19 protein-coding genes are annotated in these 23,423 nt (G+C 44.0%); 15 read left to right on the top strand and 4 right to left on the bottom strand.

The window, feature by feature from the left end:
• The first annotated feature begins 17 nt into the window (after positions 1 to 17).
• From H8B19_RS05110 to H8B19_RS05080, 7 genes are all read left to right on the top strand, one after another.
• Positions 18 to 1,463 (top strand): RNA polymerase factor sigma-54, encoded by a 1,446-nt coding sequence (locus tag H8B19_RS05110; RefSeq protein ID WP_186505721.1) that lies wholly within the window; start codon positions 18 to 20, stop codon positions 1,461 to 1,463.
• A 32-nt stretch (positions 1,464 to 1,495) separates the two neighbouring features.
• Positions 1,496 to 1,783: a ribosome hibernation promoting factor gene (gene hpf, locus H8B19_RS05105; protein ID WP_186505720.1), complete on the top strand. Its 288-nt coding sequence runs from the start codon at positions 1,496 to 1,498 to the stop codon at positions 1,781 to 1,783.
• Between the two features lie 22 nt (positions 1,784 to 1,805).
• Positions 1,806 to 2,249, top strand: a complete 444-nt coding sequence (gene ptsN, locus H8B19_RS05100) for a PTS IIA-like nitrogen regulatory protein PtsN (protein ID WP_186505719.1) — start codon at positions 1,806 to 1,808, stop codon at positions 2,247 to 2,249.
• Positions 2,246 to 3,109 carry an RNase adapter RapZ gene (gene rapZ / locus H8B19_RS05095; RefSeq protein WP_186505718.1) on the top strand — a complete coding sequence of 288 codons (864 nt, stop codon included), beginning with the start codon at positions 2,246 to 2,248 and terminating at the stop codon, positions 3,107 to 3,109. Before ptsN ends, rapZ begins: the two co-directional genes overlap by 4 nt.
• Positions 3,110 to 3,112: 3 nt before the next feature.
• Entirely contained in the window at positions 3,113 to 3,388 is a 276-nt protein-coding gene (locus H8B19_RS05090) for an HPr family phosphocarrier protein (RefSeq protein WP_186505717.1), read from the top strand.
• A gap of 123 nt (positions 3,389 to 3,511) precedes the next feature.
• Entirely contained in the window at positions 3,512 to 4,873 is a 1,362-nt protein-coding gene (gene mgtE / locus H8B19_RS05085; RefSeq protein ID WP_186505716.1) for a magnesium transporter, read from the top strand.
• On the top strand, positions 4,873 to 6,066 hold the full coding sequence (locus H8B19_RS05080) for an MFS transporter (protein ID WP_186505715.1): 1,194 nt from the start codon (positions 4,873 to 4,875) through the stop codon (positions 6,064 to 6,066). Before mgtE ends, H8B19_RS05080 begins: the two co-directional genes overlap by 1 nt.
• Here H8B19_RS05080 and H8B19_RS05075 read toward each other — a convergent pair.
• Entirely contained in the window at positions 6,063 to 7,304 is a 1,242-nt protein-coding gene (locus H8B19_RS05075; RefSeq protein ID WP_186505714.1) for an MFS transporter, read from the bottom strand. The two genes, H8B19_RS05080 and H8B19_RS05075, sit on opposite strands and share 4 nt — an antisense overlap.
• A gap of 158 nt (positions 7,305 to 7,462) precedes the next feature.
• On the opposite strand from H8B19_RS05075, the gene H8B19_RS05070 reads away from it, so the two are divergent.
• Together H8B19_RS05070 and pgmB are read left to right on the top strand one after the other, a co-directional pair.
• Positions 7,463 to 9,790, top strand: a complete 2,328-nt coding sequence (locus H8B19_RS05070) for a glycoside hydrolase family 65 protein (RefSeq protein WP_186505713.1) — start codon at positions 7,463 to 7,465, stop codon at positions 9,788 to 9,790.
• Positions 9,791 to 9,793: 3 nt separating this feature from the next.
• Positions 9,794 to 10,444, top strand: a complete 651-nt coding sequence (gene pgmB / locus H8B19_RS05065; RefSeq protein WP_186505712.1) for a beta-phosphoglucomutase — start codon at positions 9,794 to 9,796, stop codon at positions 10,442 to 10,444.
• A gap of 24 nt (positions 10,445 to 10,468) precedes the next feature.
• Here pgmB and H8B19_RS05060 read toward each other — a convergent pair whose 3' ends face one another.
• Together H8B19_RS05060 and H8B19_RS05055 are read right to left on the bottom strand one after the other, a co-directional pair.
• Positions 10,469 to 11,494, bottom strand: a complete 1,026-nt coding sequence (locus tag H8B19_RS05060; protein WP_186505711.1) for a LacI family DNA-binding transcriptional regulator — start codon at positions 11,492 to 11,494, stop codon at positions 10,469 to 10,471.
• A 163-nt stretch (positions 11,495 to 11,657) separates the two neighbouring features.
• Entirely contained in the window at positions 11,658 to 13,913 is a 2,256-nt protein-coding gene (locus H8B19_RS05055; RefSeq protein ID WP_186505710.1) for a TonB-dependent receptor, read from the bottom strand.
• A 714-nt stretch (positions 13,914 to 14,627) separates the two neighbouring features.
• Between H8B19_RS05055 and H8B19_RS05050 the strand changes: the two genes are divergently transcribed.
• The 5 genes from H8B19_RS05050 to H8B19_RS05030 all read left to right on the top strand — a co-directional run bounded on the left by H8B19_RS05050 (position 14,628) and on the right by H8B19_RS05030 (position 19,362).
• Positions 14,628 to 15,485 (top strand): MipA/OmpV family protein, encoded by an 858-nt coding sequence (locus H8B19_RS05050; RefSeq protein ID WP_186505709.1) that lies wholly within the window; start codon positions 14,628 to 14,630, stop codon positions 15,483 to 15,485.
• A 12-nt stretch (positions 15,486 to 15,497) separates the two neighbouring features.
• A complete protein-coding gene (locus H8B19_RS05045; protein ID WP_186505708.1) occupies positions 15,498 to 15,863 on the top strand; it encodes a DUF3019 domain-containing protein in 366 nt (121 codons plus the stop codon).
• On the top strand, positions 15,863 to 16,558 hold the full coding sequence (locus H8B19_RS05040; RefSeq protein WP_186505707.1) for a response regulator: 696 nt from the start codon (positions 15,863 to 15,865) through the stop codon (positions 16,556 to 16,558). Before H8B19_RS05045 ends, H8B19_RS05040 begins: the two co-directional genes overlap by 1 nt.
• Positions 16,559 to 16,721: 163 nt before the next feature.
• On the top strand, positions 16,722 to 17,951 hold the full coding sequence (locus H8B19_RS05035; RefSeq protein WP_186505706.1) for an ATP-binding protein: 1,230 nt from the start codon (positions 16,722 to 16,724) through the stop codon (positions 17,949 to 17,951).
• A 100-nt stretch (positions 17,952 to 18,051) separates the two neighbouring features.
• Positions 18,052 to 19,362 (top strand): GntP family permease, encoded by a 1,311-nt coding sequence (locus H8B19_RS05030; RefSeq protein WP_186505705.1) that lies wholly within the window; start codon positions 18,052 to 18,054, stop codon positions 19,360 to 19,362.
• A 1-nt stretch (position 19,363) separates the two neighbouring features.
• Here the strand turns inward: H8B19_RS05030 and arcB are convergent, their stop codons facing one another.
• Positions 19,364 to 21,715, bottom strand: coding sequence for an aerobic respiration two-component sensor histidine kinase ArcB (gene arcB / locus H8B19_RS05025; RefSeq protein WP_186505704.1), 2,352 nt, complete (start codon positions 21,713 to 21,715; stop codon positions 19,364 to 19,366).
• 278 nt (positions 21,716 to 21,993) lie between these two features.
• On the opposite strand from arcB, the gene folE2 reads away from it, so the two are divergent.
• A complete protein-coding gene (gene folE2 / locus H8B19_RS05020; protein ID WP_186505703.1) occupies positions 21,994 to 22,917 on the top strand; it encodes a GTP cyclohydrolase FolE2 in 924 nt (307 codons plus the stop codon).
• Positions 22,918 to 23,423 lie beyond the last annotated feature (506 nt).

The following is a 23,423-nucleotide window of genomic DNA, read 5'->3' as shown; positions in this document are numbered from 1 at the left end:
GACGATATAAGAAGTAAATGAAGCCCTCATTACAACTAAAATTCAGCCAACAACTGACAATGACACCACAGCTGCAACAGGCGATACGCTTATTGCAGTTGTCGACGATTGATCTTCAACAGGAAATTCAGGAAGCGCTGGACGCTAACCCTTTGCTCGAAGTTGAAGAAAACCACGATTTGCCTGACTCTGATAAAAATAACAGTGACAACGAACACACAGATGCTGATGCCATGGAATCTGGTGAAGCACTGGAAAAGAATGAATTACCTGACGAACTGCCTATCGATTCCACCTGGGATGAATATTACAGCGCCTCTTCAGCTCCTGCTGCGCCTATATCTGGTGAAGATGATCAGATTTACCAGGGCGAAACCACGGATAATATTCAGGAGCATCTGTTATGGCAGATGCGGCTTACTCATTTCAGTGAAACAGATGTTGCCATTGCCACCGCGATTATCGATTCGATAGATGAGTCTGGTTATCTGACGGTTTCCACAGAAGAAATTCTGGCCAGTATGGACGATGACGAAATCGATCTGGACGAAGTAAACTGTGTATTAAAACGCATTCAAATGTTTGACCCTATCGGGGTTGGGGCGCGTAATCCCACCGAATGTCTGATGGTTCAGTTAGCACAGTTTGCTGACGATACCCCCTGGTTAAACGAAGCGCGCTTGTTAATTACCGAATATATGGATTTACTGGCAAGCAAGGATTACCGCACATTAATGCGCAAAACCCGCCTGAATGAAGAACAGCTGCGCGAAACTATCCGTTTAATCCAAAACCTAAATCCACGCCCCGGCAATGCACTGATTACTGCCGAACCAGAATACGTGATTCCTGATGTGTCGGTTATGAAGAAGAACGGGCGTTGGGTAGTAGAACTGAACCCGGACAGCTTGCCAAAACTAAATGTAAATCAGCAATATGCGGCCATGAGTCGTAATGCCAAAAATTCCAGTGACAGCCAGTTTATTCGTTCACACATGCAGGAAGCCAAGTGGTTTATAAAAAGTTTGCAAAGCCGCAACGAAACGCTGTTGAAAGTGTCTAACTGCATAGTTCAACAGCAACAGGGATTTTTTGAATACGGTCCTGAAGCAATGAAACCCATGGTGTTAAATGATGTAGCGGAAATGGTCGACATGCACGAATCCACTATTTCGCGTGTGACAACACAAAAGTATATGCATACACCGCGTGGTATCTATGAATTGAAATACTTTTTCTCCAGCCATGTCGCAACAGAAAATGGAGGAGAATGTTCCTCAACGGCTATCCGTGCCCTGATAAAAAAATTAGTGGCCGCAGAAACCCCGAGTAAACCGTTGAGTGATAGCAAGATTGCCGATTTGTTAGCCGACCAGGGTATTAAAGTGGCCCGGCGAACAATAGCAAAGTACCGCGAATCATTAATGATTCCACCGTCTAACCAACGCAAAAGTCTGCTATAGCAGCGTTGCGCCAAAATTAAGGAAGTAGCACTATGCAAATCAACCTTACTGGCCATCATGTCGAAATTACCGACTCTTTACGCAATTACGTAGATACAAAATTTACCAAACTGGAAAGACACTTTGACCATATCAATAATGTGCATGTGATCCTCAATGTAGAGAAACAATGCCAAAAGGCCGAAGCAACCTTACATTTGCAAGGAGCAGAAGTATTTGCCACGGCTGAAAAACCAGATATGTATGCGGCAATCGATACTCTAATCGATAAACTGGACAGACAGGTGATTAAGCATAAGGAAAAAATGAATCGCCACTAACTTATCAAGCAGTTGAATTTTAATGGAAATTAAAGACATACTTAGTCCCGGCTGCACTCAGTGTGCAGCCGAAGATTCAAGCAAAAAACGAATTCTCGAAACCATTGCCAATATAGCGCATCGCGCTTTACCCCAGTTTTCCAGCGACGATATTCTGGAAAGCCTGTTAAACCGTGAAAAAGTTGGTAGTACAGGCATAGGCAATGGTATTGCCCTCCCCCATGGTCGATTAAATGATTTAGATAAAGTCGTGGGAGTTTTGATCACCTGCCAGTCTCCTATCTCCTTCGACGCAATTGATAACAAACCGGTAGATATTTTTTTCGCATTGCTGGTGCCCGCCGAGCAAGCGCAGGGGCATTTACAAACTCTGGCCACCATTGCGGGTAAGCTCAATGATAAGGATGTGTTAAAAAAATTACGGCAGGCGGAGACAAATCACGATTTGTATGAGGCGATAATATGAAATTAATGGTGATCAGTGGACGATCCGGCTCAGGCAAATCGATTGCACTCAGGGTACTGGAAGATTTAGGTTATTACTGTGTTGATAACCTGCCTGTTAATTTATTACCGACTCTGACCCACACAGTAGTAGACGAATATGATCAGGTTGCGGTGAGTATTGATGTGCGTAACCTGCCAAAAGATCCGGAAGAACTGGCAGAAATACTCAATTATTTACCAGACAGCTGGGATATGACAGTCGTTTATCTGGATGCCAGTGACGACGTGTTAATCAAACGCTTCAGCGAAACAAGACGCTTACACCCGTTATCACGCCAGAATATTTCGCTTAGTGAAGCCATTGTCGCCGAAACCACTTTATTGGCTCCCATTATAGAACGTGCTGATCTTTATCTGGATACCACTGAACTGTCGGTACATCAGCTAGCTGAACTGGTGCGTGAGCGTATTTTGGGCAAAAAAAGCTCACGTCTGGTGATTGTATTTGAATCTTTTGGTTTTAAATACGGCATTTCCAAAGAAGCCGACTATGTATTTGATGCGCGTTTTTTACCTAACCCGCACTGGGAACCGGATTTAAAGCATCAAACAGGGCTCGATCCCGAAGTCCAGAATTTCCTCGGCGCCCAACCCATAGTAACCAAATTTATCTGGCAAATTCAGAACCTCATCACTACCTGGTTACCTCACCTCGAGCGCAATAATCGCAGTTATGTCACCATCGCCATTGGCTGTACTGGTGGACAACATCGTTCAGTGTATGTCGCTGAGACCTTGTGTGCCAATATCCGTAGTAGCCATCCCGATGTGCAAATTCGTCACCGTGATCTCAACCATGCTTTACCGGAAAAACGCTAATCAATGAACCGAATAGAAAAAACGCTCACTATCCAGAATAAACTTGGATTACATGCCAGAGCGGCAACCCAATTAGCCAAACTGGCGAATCAATTCGATGCCGAAATCACTATAAAACAACAGGATAAAACTGCGTCCGCTAATAGTGTTTTAGGTTTAATGATGCTGGAAAGTCATCAGGGTAAACAAATTAATGTGATCAGCGAAGGTGTTGACGCTGAAGCAGCATTACAAGCTGTAGAAGATTTAATCGCTAAAAAATTTAACGAAGACGAATAATCTGTATTCTCTCCTGAACTAACACTTTGTTGCAGCACCAGTTATTAAAATTTGTGCTGATATCTTTGCGCGCATCCACTAAACTAGTAGCATAAAATCAATAAGTTGCGATGGCCCGCCCGTATGTCAGACACCACCGAACAGCAATACAGTACCAGCCAGCTCCAGCACATCACTGATGCGCTGAGTAATGGCATGTACGTACAGGTGCGCAAGACATTACATAACATGCCTGCCTGTGATGTTGCTTTAGTACTGGAGTCCACGCCATCCAAGGTTCGTACTGAGCTATGGCAACTTATTGATCCCGAGTTTCACGGTGATGTTTTAGAAGAACTGTCCGAAGATGTACGTAACGGCATTATCCGCAATATGGTACCGGAAAAAGTTGCCGATGCCGTGGAGGATATGGATACCGATAATCTGGTAGAACTGCTACGCACACTACCAGATGACACAGTGCAGGAAGTGTTGTCCTCGATGGATTTCCAGGATAGGCAACGGGCTGAAAAAGCCTTAGCCTACGGTGAAGAAACAGCGGGGTTCGTCATGAACACCGACACCATCACCTTGCGTCCCGATGTTACGATTGATGTTATCCTGCGTTACCTGCGCTTAAAAGGCGACGTGCCCGAAGATACCGATACGTTTTATGTGGTGAACCGTCACGACAAATTAGTCGGATATGTGCCGGTAACCAAGTTACTGACTGCTCGTACTGACATGACAGTTAAAGAGCTGATGACTAAAAACGCAGAAGGCATTCCAGTAGAAATGCCCGAACGTGACGTGGCCAAATTATTCGAACGTTATAACTGGTTGTCAGCCCCGGTCGTTGATGCAGAAAATCACCTGTTAGGCCGGATTACCATCGATGACGTGGTTGATATTATTCGTGAAGACGCTGAACACTCGATGATGAGTATGGCGGGTTTAGATGATGAAGCCGATACCTACGCGCCAATCATGAAATCAACCCGCCGCCGTTCAATCTGGTTGGGGGTAAACTTATTTACCGCCCTTTTAGCCGCAGCGGTTAGCGATTTATTTGAAGCCACATTAAGCCAGCTTGCTGTTTTAGCTATTCTTAACACAATCGTACCAAGTATGGGTGGTGTGGCAGGTAACCAAACCCTGACGCTGGTTATTCGTGGTATGGCCTTGGGACACGTGAGTCCGGGCAACTCAAAACCATTAGTAATCAAAGAACTGGCAATAGGTGCGCTTAACGGCATTATCTGGGCGGTATTAATTGCATCCGTTGTAGCCTTATGGAAACAGGATGTGATGTTAGGTGCGATTATCGCCTTTGCCATGATGATCAATATGGTTGCTGCCGGTTTAGCAGGTGCAACCTTACCAATTTTAATGCAGCGCATGAATATTGACCCAGCCTTAGCGGGTAGTGTGATTCTGACCACCATTACCGATGTAGTCGGTATATTCGCTTTCCTGGGTACTGCAACACTGATGTTAATGCCCTGATGCGCCAAATTTTTTCCGGTTTGTCTCCAACAGTATGGGTATTGATGCTGGCACAGTGCTTTATCGCGTGCACAGGCCCCTTGATCGTTTTTACTGGTGGTTTTGTTGGTATTTCAATAGCACCAACACCTGAACTCGCCACACTCCCCATTACCGCTATGGTAATTGGCATAGCTATGTTCACTTTGCCTTTTGTTCGCTTTGTACGTCGCTTTGGCCGCAAAAAAGGTTTTATTGTGGCGATGGCATTCGGCATCGCTAACTGTTTTATTGCCATGCAGAGCATCGGCACTGGGCAATTCTGGTTACTGTGTTTGAGCTGTTTGTTATTTGGTTTTCCGTTAGCAGCAACATTGCAGTTTCGATTTGCCGCAATGGAGTCAGTTGCACCAGAACAGGCGGGGAAGGCTGTTTCAACCCTACTCATTGCTGGCTTGGTTGCCGCTTTTCTTGGGCCCGAATTGGGGCTATCCGGGCGCTATTTGCTTGACGCAGAGTTTGCAGGTTCCTATGTGCTATTGGCGATATGCCTGACAGCTGCCCTGATCATTTTACTGATATACCGTGAACATCAAACAGAGCAAAACGAAGAGGTGAGCAAGGGGCGTACGCTAACTGAAATTGCCAGACAGCCTTTGTTCCTTCTGGCACTGACTGGTGGCGTGTGTGCCTATGCTGTCATGAGCTTTATCATGACCGCAACACCAATCAGTATGCATGTACACTTTCATCACAGCCTTGAACAAACGAAATGGGTTATTCAAAGCCACATCGTTGCTATGTACCTGCCTTCACTCTTTAGCGGTATTTTGATTCGCAAATTAGGTGCAGTGAAACTGTTAATTAGCGGCATAATACTGATGGTGATATGTCTTATCATTGGTGCATGGCAACAGGATTTCCTGCATTTCTGGTGGGCATTGGTATTGCTCGGTGCAGGCTGGAATTTTATGTTTGTCGCCGCCACCACCTTGCTACCGCAATCTTATGAAGCGTCGGAGAAACTTAAAGTACAGGGTTTTAACGATTTTTGTATTTTCAGTGCTCAGGCGATTGTTTCACTATCGGCGGGTTGGGTTATTCAGGTCGCTGGCTGGCATACCTTACTGTTATTAAATATTCCGTTGCTGGCACTGGTCGTTGTGTCTTTATTCAGAGCCAGTGCGACACTGGCTCCATCCATGCGTAATTAAACGCAGCTTTGTTGAATTTTTAAGGTTCCTTTACGGAAAAAATATAAAGAAACCAGAATCAATCCAATCGGGATCAATGAGAAGTAGAACGCGGTTTGGCCATCAAACTTACCGAAAACCACACCGGTTATAATTGAACCTGTTGTGCCACCTAACGCTGAAAAAATCACAATAAGCCCGGTCATTGCCGAGTGTTGCACTTTGGGTAATGACGTTAACATAATAGAGTTAATCGCCGGATAAATCGGTGCCATAAACAAACCAATCAGAGGGAATACAAATGCAGCTAACGGCGCATGTGCCCAACCACTGTCTCCGCCAGGGTGCATCTGGTTCGCCAGCGGCATCGATATAACCACTAAAATGCCCATTGCCACTAAACAAATATTCAACATCAGATACCAGTTCACTTTGCGCATTAAAAAACCTGCGCTTAATCGACCAATGGCCAAACAGGCAGCAAAAATACTGGTGGCCTGAACGCTCATATCCGCGGGTAAATTCAATACTTCATTATTAAAGGTGGGCAGCCAGGTACCGATCCCCTGCTCGATTAACACATACAAAAAGGCAGAGATAATAAATACCAGCACCAGTGGGCGATACGCTAATTTAAGCATATCCATAAATTCTTCAATGCGACTACTAACCTGTTCATTAACCGGATTAGAGAAAGGTGTGCGCCACAAAATAACGAAATTAGCAGCAATTAATGCCAACAAGACCCAATATACATTCAACCAGGATAAAGAGGCAGGATCGTCACCATCGATAAAGGCTCCAAAGATCCAGTAGCCAGACAATACACCGACCATAAAAGTGCCTTCAATAATGTTGAGCAAAGACGCATGTTTTTGCGGTGTATCACTAATCAGGCCGACGCTGGAATACAATGACACTTTAATTAAACCAAAGGCGATGCCCACAAATAAAAACATCAATTTGCTCATCCAAAATGCGGGAATAAGCGGCATCATGGCGCTGGTAGCGGCAACCAAAGCGCAACCTAACATCATGGCATTGCGATAGCCCAAACGTGGTAAATAGGCAGCAAACAGAAAAGAGACAGCAGCAATGGGTAAGTCTTTAAAACCTTCAAGTATCGCGGCGGATTCTTTAGTAACACCATAACTGTTAATAACCTGAAGTATCACTATCCCTACACTGTTAAGCAAAATGGCAAAAACAAAGTAAGTCAGCAACAGTGAAAACAGTATTCTATTTTTATTGTCCGTCATACGGATTTTCCTGTTTGAAATAGATTGAAGTAAACGATTTGCAAATAAATTGTAATCAATTTAAGCAGCTAGTGTACCGGACAATAACAATATTGCAATCGATTGCAACAAGCTATACTCTTATCACCATAAGTTAGATTTTGATTTAAAGGTTCAAAGTGAAACATTCGGCAGAAAAAACATCATTCGACATGCTCCCCTGGGATGTACGTATTGAGGGTTGGAACCCTCGTACCGCGATGCATGAAGAAACGCTTTTTGCAGTCGCCAATGGCTATCTGGGAACCCGGGGCACCATGGAAGAAAACCCGGGTAATCGTCCCAACAGCTGCGAAGGTACTTACCTCAATGGTGTGTATAGCAACGAAAAAATCACCTACGGTGAAGTGGCGTATGGCTATGCAACACATAACCAAAAACTGCTTCAGGTACCAAACGGTAAAAGCATACAAATCATCGTTGATAATGAAACTGTCGATATTCAAAATGCGCTATCCTGCACACGTGAATTAAGTCTGCGTAGTGCGATTTTATCGCGCTCGATGGAGTGGCAGTCGTCGACCGGTAAAAAGCTGCGCATCACAACCGAGCGTTTTGTTTCACAAACTGAGAGCAATTTACTCTGTACCCGCATAAAGATTGAAGCGCTAAATTTTAATGGAAAGGTTAAAGTTCGCTCATTACTGGATGCCAGCTATGGCTTTAGCCCCAATCCGGATGATCCGCGTGTTGGTCAGCTCAACATGGCAGAAAGTCTGAAGCTGATAAACGCCAGCATTGAAGAAAACCGTGCAAGCATGCTGCATCAGGTAAATCACAGCCATTTTCAGGTTAGCTCCATTATTGACCATCAACTGCCAACAGGCATGTATTTGCTTAATCCAGTTCAAACGGAAAAGCAGGTTGGTTTCGAATATGAAATCGAATTGGTGCAAGCCCAACCGGTTGAATTGATAAAATATGCATCGTATCAACATAACACCGATGGTCTTTGCGACAACTTGCAGCAATACAATAAATCATTACTGTCTCAGGCAGCACAGCTTGGCTGGGATAAGTTAAAGGCATTGCATTGCAAAGAGCTGGAAAAATTCTGGCATAAAAGTGATGTGGAAATTGAAGGTGATCCGGCTTTACAACAAGGGATTCGTTTTAACTTATTGCATCTTTACATGTCATCCGGACATAACGGTACCAGCAATATCGCTGCTAAAGGCTTAACCGGACACGGTTACGATGGACACTATTTCTGGGACTCAGAAGTGTATGTTATGCCCTTTTTGCTGGCAACCAACCCGGAAATCGCCCGCGAATTTTTAGCCTTCCGCTTTAATACGTTAGACGGAGCACGCAATCGCGCCAGACAAATGTCACACGCAAAAGGGGCATTGTATCCGTGGCGCACCATTGGTGGTGATGAGTGCTCGGCCTACTATCCGGCAGGAACGGCTCAGTACCACATCAACTCTGCGGTAGCTCATGCAATTAAGAGTTATTATAACGCCACTGGTGACTGGCAGTTTATGCAGCAGCAAGGTGCTGAAATGTTGTTTGAAACCGCAAGATTGTGGTTACAACTGGGGCACTTTAGTGACTCACACAAGGGGCAGTTTTGTATTGATATGGTCACAGGACCAGACGAATATACCGCCTTGGTCAATAACAACTTTTACACCAATGCCATGGCGCAGGCACACCTTGAGTTTGCATTGCGTATCGCCACTGAATTTAAACAGAATGCCGCAGAGGCTTTTGCCAGCCTGAGTGAACGTATTGAGTTAACAGAAGCCGAATTAGCCAGTTGGGAGCAAGCCGCAAGTAACATGTATCTTGGTTACGATGACAAGCTGGGTATTAATCCACAGGATGACACCTTTCTGGCCAAGCAGAAGTGGGATTTTGAAAATACCCCACAGGAACACTACCCTTTGTTGCTGCACTATCATCCGCTGGTAATTTATCGCTATCAGGTGCTTAAACAAGCCGATGTGGTGCTGGCGATGTATATGCTAGATGATAAATTTGATAAGGATCTTAAAGCGCGTAATTTAGCTTATTACGAGCCATTAACTACCCATGATTCAACCTTATCCAGTTGTATTCATAGTATTGAATATGCTGAAACAGGCGATCTTAAACGTGCCTATGATTTTTATCACAACACGGTACGCATGGATTTAGATAACCTGCACGGCAATACAGAACATGGTGTGCATACCGCCTGTATGGCAGGCTCCTGGAAAGGCATAGTGCATGGTTTTGGCGGGGTACGTTATCGTGCAAATGAGCTTTATAGTTCCCCCTTATTACCAGCGGGATGGCAAGGTTACAGCTTTAATCTGCAGTATCAGGGACGCCACATTAAAGTATCAGTTAATGCCAGGGCGACCGAATATCAATTGATTAAAGGTGCACCAATTAGCATTAATCATGCTGGAAAAGTTTGTGAGCTTAGCTCGCAACACCTTGTATCAATCGCGAGTTAAAACATGGCTATTAACGCATTTATCTTTGACCTGGACGGTGTCTTAACAGACACCGCTGAATATCACTATCTGGCCTGGTCAGCTCTGGCTAACGAACTGGCTGTTCCTTTTGACCGCGACGACAACGAACAGTTAAAAGGCGTTGATCGTATGGGTTCACTGGATTACATCCTTAAAAAAGGGAATGTAAACTTAACTGAGCAACAAAAACTGACATTGGCAGATAAGAAAAACCTGCACTATCAGCAACTCATTAATGACATGAGCCCAAAAGACTTGTTTGAGGGGGTCACGGAATTATTTGCTCAGTTAAAACAACAAAACATTAATATTGGCTTAGCCTCTGCCAGCAAAAATGCGCAAATGGTGTTGGAGCGTTTGGGTATTGCAGATCAATTTGATTATGTAGCGGATGCCGCCAAAGTTGCGCAGGGTAAACCTCACCCGGAGATCTTTTTAACCGTAGCCGAGGCATTTTTCCTGCCAGCTGATCAATGTGTTGGTATTGAAGATTCGATTGCCGGATTACAAAGTATCGTGAGCGCAAAAATGCATTCGGTGGGTATTGGTCAGCCAGAGGTATTATATCAGGCAGATGTCGTTTATGCGGATATCAAAAGCTTTAATCTGCAACAAGTTCTGGCGTTAGCCTGACGCCAGGACGATTGCGCACTTATGTTACAGATGAGCTTTGCGGCTGGATTCACGCACCACAAGCTGCACATCCATCACCTGTGAGTTCACTTCTTTACCCGCTATTTTATTGAGTAATTTATTGACCAGCAGACGACCACCTTCCTGAGTTTGCTGGCGCACTGTTGTTAAAGACGGGTGACAGAAAAGCGACATAGCCACATCGTCAAATCCAACCACTGCGACTTCATCCGGCATATTTATCCCGGCGGCGGATAGCTTTTTCATCGCCCCCAAGGCAATTACATCACTTACGGCAAATACCGCATCAAATTCGACCTTCGACTCTATGAGCTGTTCCATACTGTTGTAACCTGCTTCACTGGTGAAATCGGTCATGTGATATAAATCGTGATTCACTTTAATGCCGGATTGTTCCAACGCAAGGCAATAACCTTGCCAGCGCATTTCCATTTCGCTGTGACTGATATCCCCTAAAAAGGCAATTTTGCGGCAACCATGATTAATTAAGTGAGTAACGGCTAAATAGGCGCCCATTTTGTTATCACTACCCACGGTACAATAATCTTTCCCCGGCAACCCTGCTCCCCACACTACAAAAGGTTTAGAGCTTTTCGCCAATGCATCTATACGAGAGTCATGCACACCCTGCCCGATTACAATCAAACCATCGGCACGTTTTGAATCAAAATAATAATTACGCCAGTCATTGGAAGCGGTACGGGTATTGGTTAACAGCATATCGTAACCATGCAAGGTTAACTCATCTGCGATGGCTCCCAGAATATCGAGTAACCAGGGATCGGAAATTCCACGCCCGGTATGCTCTTTAAATAATACAACCACGGCAATGGTATTGGTTTTTTGTAAACGCAACGCACGTGCTTTGGCATTGATTTTAAAATCATGCGCTTGCGCAACTTCCTGAATTTTAAGGCGGGTTTTTTCACTAACAAGCTTGTTATTGCTTAGCGCTCTGGAAACTGTTGATTCCGATACTCCAACTATTTTGGCGATATCAGCAATTGATTTAACGTCATCTTGAGGCAAAGTCAGCTCCCAAATCCTTTTTATACTATTCGCTATTAATATTTTATTCCGTTAAATACCAAAATTGAGGGGTAAAATAAACTGATTTAATGGTTAGTTGTTCTATTAGCAAGGTGAAAAGGCCACTGAAAAACCTCCAGTGACCTTTTCGGGGACAACATCTTTAGAAGTTGTATCCAACACTCAGGCGAACTGAGCGAGGCAGGATATAACGACCATTTGGTGCTGCTGGATTACGGGGATCTCCCTCAGTTAATCCATCTTTATCCGTCAGGTTATCCACCGAGACTCGCACGTTAAAGTTATCAGTCATTTCCCAGTTAGCACCTAAATCGATCTTGGTATAACCGTCTAATACTACGGTATTGCCATTATCAGACCAGCGGTCATCAACCGCAGCAATGGTTCCGTATAGTGTCAGATAACCACCATTGTCTAAGTCAATTTCATAGGTTGGGGTAATACGCATCTGCCAGCCCGGCTGACGCTGCGACTCTTTACCTATGGTATTGGTATCTGTACTTTCTGTAATTTCAGTGTTTTGAACAGTCGCGTTCATATTGATGTTTAAACCAAAATCAAACATGTAGTTAGCATCAATTTCCACACCTTTTGCTTCGGTTACCGATAAATCTGCCGGGGCGCCAGGTACTGTAGTATTTGAGCTTTCCACTTCGTTATAAAACAAAGTGGCATATAAACTGTAACTATCACCAGCTAACTTATAACCGAACTCACTTTGTTTAACGTCAAATACCAGGTCGTTGCCATTTTGATAATTGCCGTAGTTATCACGGAAATCATCAAAGTAAGGCATTTTGCTACCACTGTTTAAGCGTGCAAAAACACCTGAATTATCAGTTAGTGAATAGTTACCACCAACTGTCCACGAGGTTGAGTTATTATCATAATCAACAGTCTTATCAATTTGACCATCCAGCCCTTCATCAACTGTGTACTGAATCACGTGATTTTCGCGACGAATACCCAGATCGAGCTTAAGCTGCTCATTGACATCATATTCAAATGCACCATAAAACGCGCGAGTGCGACCATCACCAGCAGAGTTGATATCATAGCTCCAACCACAACTGTCAGCATTGTCGTTACAATCGATGCCGGTTAATTGCTCACCGCCTTGTTCAACAACCTGATATTTCTGGTTACCAATAGCCCACCAGTCGTTAGCAGAGAAGCTGGATGCGTACATACCAAAGGTGGTTTTCAGGCTATCAAATTGTTTGCTTAGGGCCAGATCGTTAGTGAAAGACTCAATTTCTTTTAGTACAACCCAGGTGCCCATCTGCTGAACCAGCGTTGAACCACCGTAGGTTTTACCGGTAGAAATACCTACTGCAGATTCTCCGTTATCAGCAACCGAACTTAACGCGACCGGACTACCGTCTGGCACTAAACCAAAAGTATTAGCATCACCTTTAGTAAAGTTAAAACGGTCGGTAAAGGTCCAGCCAGAACCTAAGTCCAGATTAATTTTACCACCAGAGATTGAACCGTCCCAGCCACGACCATCACCTAAATCAACGTCCAGTGCATCCCCATTAGGTCCGTACTGAATTCGAGTCTGACGGTTTTTAACTCCAATCTGGGTGTAACCTGCATCTACGCCATCAACCAGAGGTGTGGGTAAATACCAAACACCGTGATCGTCGGTAACACGGGTGTATAAATTGATTTTGCCGTTATCCAGTTCTTTAGTCAGATTGATAGTGAACTGGTGACCTTTTTCGCTGGTAAAGCCTGCATCACGAATACCCGGAGAGCTCTTAACATAACCGCCGATCATAAAGTAGTAGTCATCACCGAGCTCACCACTAACAACAGCATCTAAACGCTGTAAGTCATAATCAGATGTGGTGTATTTTATCGTACCTTCTGTGCCTGCTGTGCCTTCTTTCAACATAAAGTTGGTCGTTAAACCAGGCTGACCATTTGAAATGACCGGGTTTGGACCACCACGCAGAGCTTCCATAAAGCTAACGGTTTCGTCCATACGGAATAAAGAAGAGTTTTCCAGGAAAGAAACTGTTGGTGGCTGGTACACAGGTGCACCTTCCAACTGAACGGTTAAGAACGGCGCATCACCACCACCAGGCATACCACGTACAAACACGTTAGCGCCTGAAACACCACCAGAACTCTCAGACCAAACACCAGGCACAGCAACGAACAATTCCGCGGTGCTCTTAGGCGCCAGTTTAGTCATAGTTTCTGCAGACAGGTTGGTAATGGCGTAACTGGCATCAACTTTACGTACCGCTGTACCGCCCGGCGTACCCGTTACTACGATTTGCTCAAATTCTTTCTGTTCTTTTTGCGTGTCTGCTTGTTGCTCTTGAGCGGTAGCGCTACCCATGGCAGTTGCTACGGCCAGCGCAACAGCTAGCTTATTGTATTTCATTGTCTCTATCCCAAGTTGATGGTTTACCTAATGGGTTTTAAGAACCATTCCTTTTTTATTTTGAGGTCCACCAGGAATCATTCCAGTTACCCAACTTTATTCTCGAACGTAAAGTATCCACATTTGCAATCGATTGCAATTATTTTGCTAATTTTTTACATAAAAAAACCAATTCAATAACATTGTAGGTGGAATTCCCAGGTTAAACAGGGATTTTAAGTCCCATGTTCTCACTTTTATCCTGTTAAATACTCAATAATGTGTGATTTAAATGTTAACGATTGCAAGAAAAGAAGGGGAGAAACGCTTTAATTAACCAATAGTTTGATAAAAGGTCGATGTGGCGACACAAACCAGACGGGAGCAATATCAAACCTGAATAGCAACATTTTCCGGAAAAAACAGAGCATGAGGGATAGAGAAAAGAATCGTCATCCATGACGATCCGGCTATCAATAGCGGCAAAGTTCTGGTTCCACTCATAGCCGCGAGCGCCACACTAACAGCTGCGAGTTTCAGAACATTGGGTTGACTGGTCTTCCATGGTCAGTCACATTAAAGCTACAAGAGGCAACTCAACAAAACTTATGCTAGCGATATAGGACAAGGGTTTCTGATCAAGAATGCATCGAATTGTGAATAATTGTAACCGCCAGATGAGCCGCAATAACAACGACTGTTATACTCCGCACGCTAAATTATCAGGAGTATTCTGTGGCTAATCGCTCAATCTTTTTTTTATTAACTTTGCTGGTCTGCAGCCACGTTGCCTCTGCCTGTGATTCAGCCAAAGCTGACTGTATCGAACCTAATAGCTGGCAATTTTCGCTGGCAGTGGGCGCTGGGGTTAAACTTAATCCATTGCATGACAGTGACAATATTCCTCTGGTTATCTTACCGGATATCGCATGGTACGGTGAGTCTGCGTATTTTGATAATGGTGAACTGGGTTATCAGTGGACTCCGGCCAATAAACAAAGTGTTGAAACTTTCGTGCGTTTTAATAGCGAGCGCGCCTATTTCAGTTTTTGGCACCCAGCTAATCTGTTATTAATTTCAACTTCAGATATTCAGGCTTCATTAACCTCTCCCGTTGAAAAGTTCGATCGGGAAGCGGTTTCCTATAAAGATGTACGCAAACGCGACTGGGCTGTTGATGCGGGAATCAGATGGCAACATCAAAACAAAAGCGGATTGTGGCAGGTTAGCGTTTTAAACGACATATCAAATACTTACAATGGTCAGCAACTTGATTTAAAGTACAAACACAATTGGCAAGTAAGCCAGTGGAATTTTACCACGACCCTGTCAGCCTTATGGAAGAGCAGCAAATTACTCGACTATTATTACGGACTGAATGAACTGGATAATGTTGAAAAATCGCAGCTTTACCATGCAAACTCTGGCTGGTTTCCCGGTATATCAATTCTTGCACGACATCCAATTTCCGAAAACTGGCAATGGGTACTGCGCGCCAGTTATCAACATTTACCTTCAGCGATGTCAGACAGCCCATTGGTTGAACGCAACTCTGTGGCCAGCGCCTTTATTGGCGCAGCTTACCGATTCTGATCGGGAGGCAGATTGAAAGGAATCTATTTGTTACTTTTGTTGTTGGTTGTTCCCTTTCAGTCTTTTTCTGAGCCCAACTGGAAAGTGTTACCCAATACCTGTGTTGTGGAAAAAGCCGGAGACTGGTGCGTGATACCTGTAAAGGTGAAATTATCCGATCTACCGACCGGTGAATACTGTGTGATGTTCGAAGAGACTCCGCTAGGCTGTACACGTGCAGGAGAGGAATTAACAGCGCAAGTTCGCTTTCAAAAGCCCGGTCAGTTAACCCTGCTTAATCAGGATAAACAGCCCGTACTAAGCACTATGTTAAAAATTAAAACCCTGATGCCACAAAACCAACGGCGACGTGTTCGAAGTCCTTGGAGTATTTTCTGATGCCTCATATTATATTGGTCGAAGATGACGACAGACTCAGTTCTCTGGTCGCAGATTTTTTGGGCGAACAAAAATTTGAAGTCACCTGCCTGCGTGAAGGAAGCCAGTTAGCTCAAACACTGGAAACCAGACCAGCTGATATCCTGATTCTGGATGTTATGCTGCCAGGACAAGATGGTTTTAGTTTATGCCGCAGTATTCGCGCCACTTATAAAGGCCCGCTGTTATTTATGACTGCCCGGGAAGATAATTTTGACCAGGTATTAGGATTGGAACTGGGCGCCGATGACTATGTTATTAAACCGGTAGAACCACGAGTACTACTGGCGCGTATTCATGCATTATTGCGCCGGGTCCAGACGCCTCAGTCAGTGAGCTCCAACAAACAAATGCAGTTCGGTCAGCTTATGATTAACCGGGCATCGCGCGAAGTTAGCCTGAAAGGCGAACTGATCCAGTTAACCAGTCATGAATTTGATCTTTTATGGATGTTAGCGGAAAACGCTTCGCAGGTAGTAGATAGAAACCAGATTTATGACGATTTAATTGGCCGTCCCTACGATGGGCTGGATCGCTCGGCTGACGTCAGAATTTCACGTTTGCGAAAAAAACTATATGATAACCAGCAAAATCCGTATCGTATAAAAACCATTTGGGGTAAAGGATTTTTCTTTGTTCCTGATGCATGGGATTAAAAATTAAATTTAATAATAACTATAAAATCAGCCGCAGTGCTTACAGTGAACAAATAACATGTACAAAATCAGCGTTACACTCAACGCTAGCTGCGTAGTCTGGCAAAGGCAGAATTTGTTCCAGTATTATTCAGGCAACGGCAAATAACCCGGAGCATGTGGTATGGCCCGCTTATTTATTAGTTTATATCTGGTTATTGCCCTTTCTTTGATTCTGCTGGCAGCATCACTGGATAACCTTTTTTACGCTAATACTCCCCCCAATGAACCCGCCGCAGAAGCGGTAGGTCATATGGTGCGCCAACTTTATCCGAAACAAGACTTACACCTGTTAGCACAAAAAGCCGATATGACCATGCAGTGGATTGAACCCGGCAGTATGGTATGGCCAAACAATATCGAACAAAAGCTCAACAAAGGCTTACCTGTTGTATTACACGATAAACTGGACCGTCAGCAACTGTACGTAAAAATGCCGGATGGGCGTCTGCTGGAACTCACTTTTCCACAACAGGAAAAACCAGCCACGTCCTACATGCTGTACAGTAGCATTTTTTTTATTTTACTCAGTATTCCGCTTGCCTTATGGGTTTGGCCGCTATGGCGTGACCTCAATGCCCTTAAAACGGCAACTCAAACCTTACATGCCGATGGTTCACTGGCTAAAGTTAGCCTGTCTCGTCACTCCCCCCTTAAAACCATTGCCAGCGCCTTTGAACAACTTAGCAACGAAATTAAACAACTATTACTCAATAAACGTGAATTGACTGGTGCAGTCGCGCATGAATTACGTACCCCTCTCGCCCGCTTAAAGTTTGCTATGGCACTCAAACCGCAGTCTGGTAGCAACAAATGGCAGGATATGGCAAAAGATATCAGTGAGCTTGAACAACTGGTACAGGAAATGCTCGATTATTCCAGCATGGAAACTCAGGCACCGGATATGGATATGGCGGAAATTCCGGTTAAGACTTTGTGTCAGGAAATGGTCAAAAAACTGTCTTATCAGCACGATAAAAAGCTCACCATTGAAGGTTACGAGCAGTTTATTATGGCCGATGGTCACTTTGTGCAACGCGCGTTGCAAAACCTGCTGCAAAATGCCATTCGTTATGCCAATAAGGAAGTTTGTCTGCGAATTACCACCCAAAAACAACGAGTGTTAATTCAGGTAGATGACGATGGTTGCGGTGTGGAGCCCGAGCTCAGGGAACGTATATTTGAACCCTTTTATCGTCCGGACAGCAGTCGTGATCGATTTAAAGGCGGTGCCGGTTTGGGTCTGGCAATAGTGCGCCGAATCCAGCAATGGCATCATGGAAACTGTACAGTAGAAACCTCTCCTCTGGGTGGCGCTCGTTTTATCCTTAGTTACCCTGCCATCCAAAAATAAATATAACTCGTTGAATGTTAAAAATTTGTTATTGACTCAGACGCCGATTCCTGCAAACGTTTACATTATTTATTAAACAATCACCTGTCAGGGATGTGTTATGGCTGTTTTGTCTGTTGTAATCAGTATCGTTCTGTTGATTTTGTTAATTAGTTGGCTAAAACTCCATCCATTTCTGGCCTTTTTAATCAGTGCCATCCTGGCGTCTGTATTACTGGGATTACCCCTTGACTCAATAGCACCTACACTACAAGCCGGAATGGGAAACCTTCTCGGTCCGTTAAGTGTGATTATTTGCGTAGGTGCAATGTTTGGCAAACTGGTCTGCGAATCCGGTGCTGCGCAGCAGATCGGCAATAGCCTGATGGCATTATTTGGACAAAAATACCTGACACTGGCTCTGATGTTTACCGGTTTTATTGTTGGCATCCCACTTTTTTACAATGTGGGTTTTGTGATTCTGATTCCTCTGGTGTTCTCAATTGCTTACCAAACAAAACTCCCTGCGGTTTATTTAGGCATACCGTTGCTGGCAGCGTTATCTGTTACGCATGGTTTTCTCCCCCCCCATCCTTCTCCTACAGCGCTTGTTCCACAGTTTGGTGCCGATATGGGGCTAACGCTGGTGTATGGATTAATTGTGGCGTTACCTACCATGTTAATCGCCGGGCCGTTTTTCAGTCGCTTTTTGAAAGATATCAATGCCACTCCATTAAAAACCTTTGTGCCCGAAGACAAACCGCAAGAGGCTCTACCCGGCACCCTAAATAGCTTTTTAACCAGTCTGTTACCCGTTTTATTACTGGCGCTTACCGCTGGACTACCCCATTTATCCGATTCGGAAACCTCATCGCCACTGCTTGGTTTTGTTGGACACCCCATGGTGGTGATGCTGCTATCGTTATTGCTCGCGATGTTTACTTTGGGTAAACCCAGCGGCCTTAGCATGAGTAAGATGCTGGATGGTTTTAGTGATGCGATAAAAGATGTGGCGGTGATTTTACTGATTATTGCCGGAGCCGGTGCGCTTAAACAGGTTTTTGTGGTCAGTGGAGTGAGTCAGGATATAGGCACCATCTTCAGCTCTTTAGCCATCAATCCTCTCTTGCTGGGTTGGTTAATGGCCACCATTATTCGCATTTGTCTTGGGTCTGCGACGGTAGCGGGGCTAACTGCCGCCAGTATTTTAGCGCCAATGGCAGCCCAGCTCGACGTAGATCCGAATCTGATGGTTTTAGCAATTGGCGCAGGTAGCCTGATGTGCTCACATGTAAACGACTCAGGCTTTTGGATGTTTAAAGAGTATTTTAATCTCGATTTAAAACAGACCTTTATGTCATGGACCATGATGGAAACCCTGGTGGGTGTTGTGGGCTTATTCATGATCCTGACATTGAATTTAATTATTTAAATTAACTTCCACTCTCAATACGAGCATGTAACCAGTCAATCAGTTTTGGCAGGTCATGCTCCAGTGCCTGTTTAAGCTCATCCAGCCAGTCATAAACATTTTCCCACCAGGCCGGGTGATCTTCCTGTTGCATTAAGTTCGCTACTTTACGCACATGGCTTAAACCGATAGAGCTGGCCGCACCTTTAATTTTATGCGCTTCTTCACACACACTTTTTTGTTGTTTAGCGGTGAGGTTAGATTCCAGTATGGCTAAATAATCCGGCATTTTTTGCTGGAACATTTCCACACTGGTTAACAACATTTGTGCGCCAATGGTATCAACCAGCATGGTCAGATTAACCGTATCTAAACCTGATTCATCTTGTGCGGCATCATTTTGCGTGGTTGTAGTTTCTTTTGGAGCTGGATCTTCTGGTGCAAGTAACTGGTTCATGACTTCTGTCATACGACTGACCTTTATCGGTTTGGCAATTACATCGTCCATGCCATTATCTAAGTATTCCTGCCGGGTTTTTATCACGTTAGCGGTTAACGCGACTATCGGCGTTTGCTCCACTAAACTTTCCTGATGCAACACACTGGCCACATCAAAACCTGTCATATCCGGCAGCTGGATATCCAACAATATCAGATCGAAAGTTTGTTCTCTCGCTTTATTTATTGCTTCCGTGCCCGTCATGGCAACCGACACTCTGTGCCCCATTTTTTCGAGTACAGCTCGTGCCACTAAAACATTTAATTCAATATCTTCCACCAGCAAAATATTCAGGTCATGAACCAGCAATTCTGCTTTTTGTTTAGGTGTGTTTACCACCACCAAAGGAATTTCGATAACAAATTCACTGCCCTGGCCCAAAGTACTGGATACCTTGATCTGCCCACCCATTAACTGCACCATTTTCTGGCATATTGCCAAACCAATGCCAGTACCGGTTGCAGCATGTGACTGATTGGTCTTAACCTGATAATACATGGCAAAGATTTTATTTAATTCTTCTTCTGGAATACCTATTCCGCTGTCGGTCACTTTAAATTGCAGTACCGGTAAACCGTCTTCATTTTTAATTTTATCAACACTAAAACTAACCTGACCACGTTGGGTAAATTTGACTGCGTTATACAAAATATTCCAAAGCACCTGACGTAAACGCGTCGCATCGGCCTCAATATATTGCGGCAATTGACCGGCATACTGAGTGTTGTAATCCAGTCCTTTTTCACTGGTTAACAAACCAATGACACTGTTTAATTCTTTAAAGAACATTTCCAGTTCTACGCTTTCTTTTTTAAGCTCTAAGCGGTCACGCCCCAGCTTATCCAAATCGATAATATCGTTGAAAATAATACCGAGCGTGACTGCACTGGTGTATATGGTATTGACCCAACCCGCTTGTTCTTTCGACATCTCGGTATCGCGCAACATACGGCTTAACCCCACAATGCCGTTTAATGGTGTACGTAACTCATGGCTAATTGTGGCGATAAATGCAGTTTTATCGCGACTGGCCTGTTCCAGCGCCACTTCTGCATCTTTACGTTTAGTAATATCGCGACCAAAGGCTAATAAACCTAAACGGTTTCCCTCGTTGTCATAAAACGGTACTTTGCGCATTTCAAACAAACGGCGCTGCCCATCGGCAAAGCGCAACCAACGCTCTTCGGTGATACTGACGTTGGATTCAAGGACTTCCTGGTCACTGGCAACAATGTCACCCGCCACATCTTCATCAAATACATGGTGAGGGGTTAAACCTAATAAATCGGCTTCTTTTTTACCGGTGACTTGTTCAGCAATACGATTACAACCAGCAAACTGCCCCTGTTCATTACGGTAATAAATAAGGTCAGGTGAGGCATCGATAATCGAACGTAACAGCATAGATAAACGCTGCGCTTGTTGTTCTTTTTCACTGCGCTCTTTGATTTCGGCTTCTAAATCGGTGTAAAGCTCTTCCAGTTCACGTTGGGCATCTTTGCGCTGTTCAGCTTCATAGTTGAGTTGATGAATATTATTTTGTAGTTCGCGGTTTAACAGCACATCTTCTTCACGTAAACGCTCCAGCTGATTCACCACCTCGGATAAATTACTGCGCGATTGTTCCAGCTGTTTAACCAGTTCGCTAAAAAAGAACAGCACCCAGGGCGCACTAAGCAGGGTAAGAATAACCGCGGTAATAAAATCGATCGGTTGCACTTCGCCGGTAATTTGCATACGCAACACATAGGAACCAACAAGGGTGAAAAACAGCGCAACAAAGACAAATAAAAAGCTGGCGCGCAGGGTACCAACATGACGTACAAAGCGGGCAAATTTAAAGACCCACGAATCAGTGTTGTGGTGCTGTTGCATGGAATAAGTATCCCGAAATGGTTATATTATGAAAACAAAGTTAAATGTTACCATGTTCCTACAGACAAACTATGCAATGACCTTATCAATTGCGTGCGTTAAAACTTGAATTTTTAACATTCAATCCCATATCGGTTTTTTGATCAGATATGGCCCGGTTTACCGCAATTAATTAGCCATAAGTTATTTCGGGGGAAATTAACTCATGACACAACATGAGACCGCTTGTGTGTTAAAGGCACACAGTTAACCCCATATTTTTGCCGTTCGGAGTAGTAATGCCTACAAATTTACCAGATGTTGCCAATCATGTAACCGCCCAAACTGAAGGCGTGTTAGAAAGAGTCGGTATGGGCAACATCGAAGTGCCACTGATGTTAAAGGCCGATGAAGCACAAGCACGCATGGTCAGCGCCAGCGTATCAGCCTACGTCAATTTAATTCAGCCACAGGCCAAAGGCATTCATATGTCGCGTTTGTATTTGTTGCTGGATCAGCTGTCCACTGAAGGTGAGCTCACCATCAGCACACTTAAGAAATTACTGGCTGACTTTATCGAAAGTCATGATGACCTGAGTGACAGCGCTCAGGTGATTGTTAAATTTGATTACCATATGCGCCGCAGCTCACTTATTAGTGGTAAACAAGGCTGGAAAGCCTACCCAATTGTCATCAATGGTCAGGTGCAACAAGGTAAATTCGATATCGAACTGTCACTGGATGTGCCTTATTCATCAACCTGTCCCTGCTCTGCGGCGTTAGCACGTCAGTTGATTCAGGATGCCTTTAAAGCACAATTTAACGCTGACACCCTGGATGCAGAACAAGTGCACCAATGGCTGGGCACCACACAAGGCATTGTTGCCACCCCGCATAGCCAGCGTAGTGTTGCAGAGATAAAAGTAAAACTGACTGATGAGGTGAGCGACTTTCCAATCAAATCATTGATTGATCAGGTTGAAGACACACTGAAAACCCCGGTTCAAGCTGCAGTTAAGCGTGAAGATGAACAGGAGTTTGCGCGCTTAAATGGTCAGAACCTGATGTTCTGTGAAGATGCTGCTCGTAAACTGAAATATCTGTTAAATCAACAATCTGACCTGAGCGATTTCTGGCTAAGGGTCAATCACCTTGAGTCACTACATGCTCACGATGCAGTGTCGATTGCAGTAAAAGGCGTAGAGAACGGTTTTCGCGCCTAAGCGATACTCATGCATCAGTAATATTCAACTCTAAGGATGACCATTTCAGACAGTCCACTGCTACTGATATGTCATCCTCACACACCATCAATATGAATTTATATTCACTATAAATAAATATAAATTCAATAAACAAACTGCACGTTTACGTAAGCGTCAACTTATTTCATTATAGAAATTAAAAAAATCTTTACATATAAACGTAAGATTCCAACATATATAAATTTGATATAGATCTATATATTTCATTAACTTATCAATATTTTTAAGCACTTTTCCCCATCGGACACAGGGATATTCCAATATTACAATTGATTTTGTTTTACGAACTGGTTATGTTGTCCGGCTCTGGTCTGGATAAATGCATAACGATTCCTTGAAATCAATAATCGCCTAACAGGCGCAAAGACAGAGCCCCGATAAAACTTCTGTAACCTAAAATTTAGGGAGAGTTGTTATAGATCTTTCGATCTAACACTCTTTTTGACTTCCGACCGTCTACAAGT

The sequence above is a fragment of the Neptunicella marina genome (assembly GCF_014270035.1).
In the GTDB taxonomy this organism is placed as follows: domain Bacteria; phylum Pseudomonadota; class Gammaproteobacteria; order Enterobacterales; family Alteromonadaceae; genus Neptunicella; species Neptunicella marina.
This window is presented reverse-complemented; position numbering and strand designations above follow the sequence as displayed.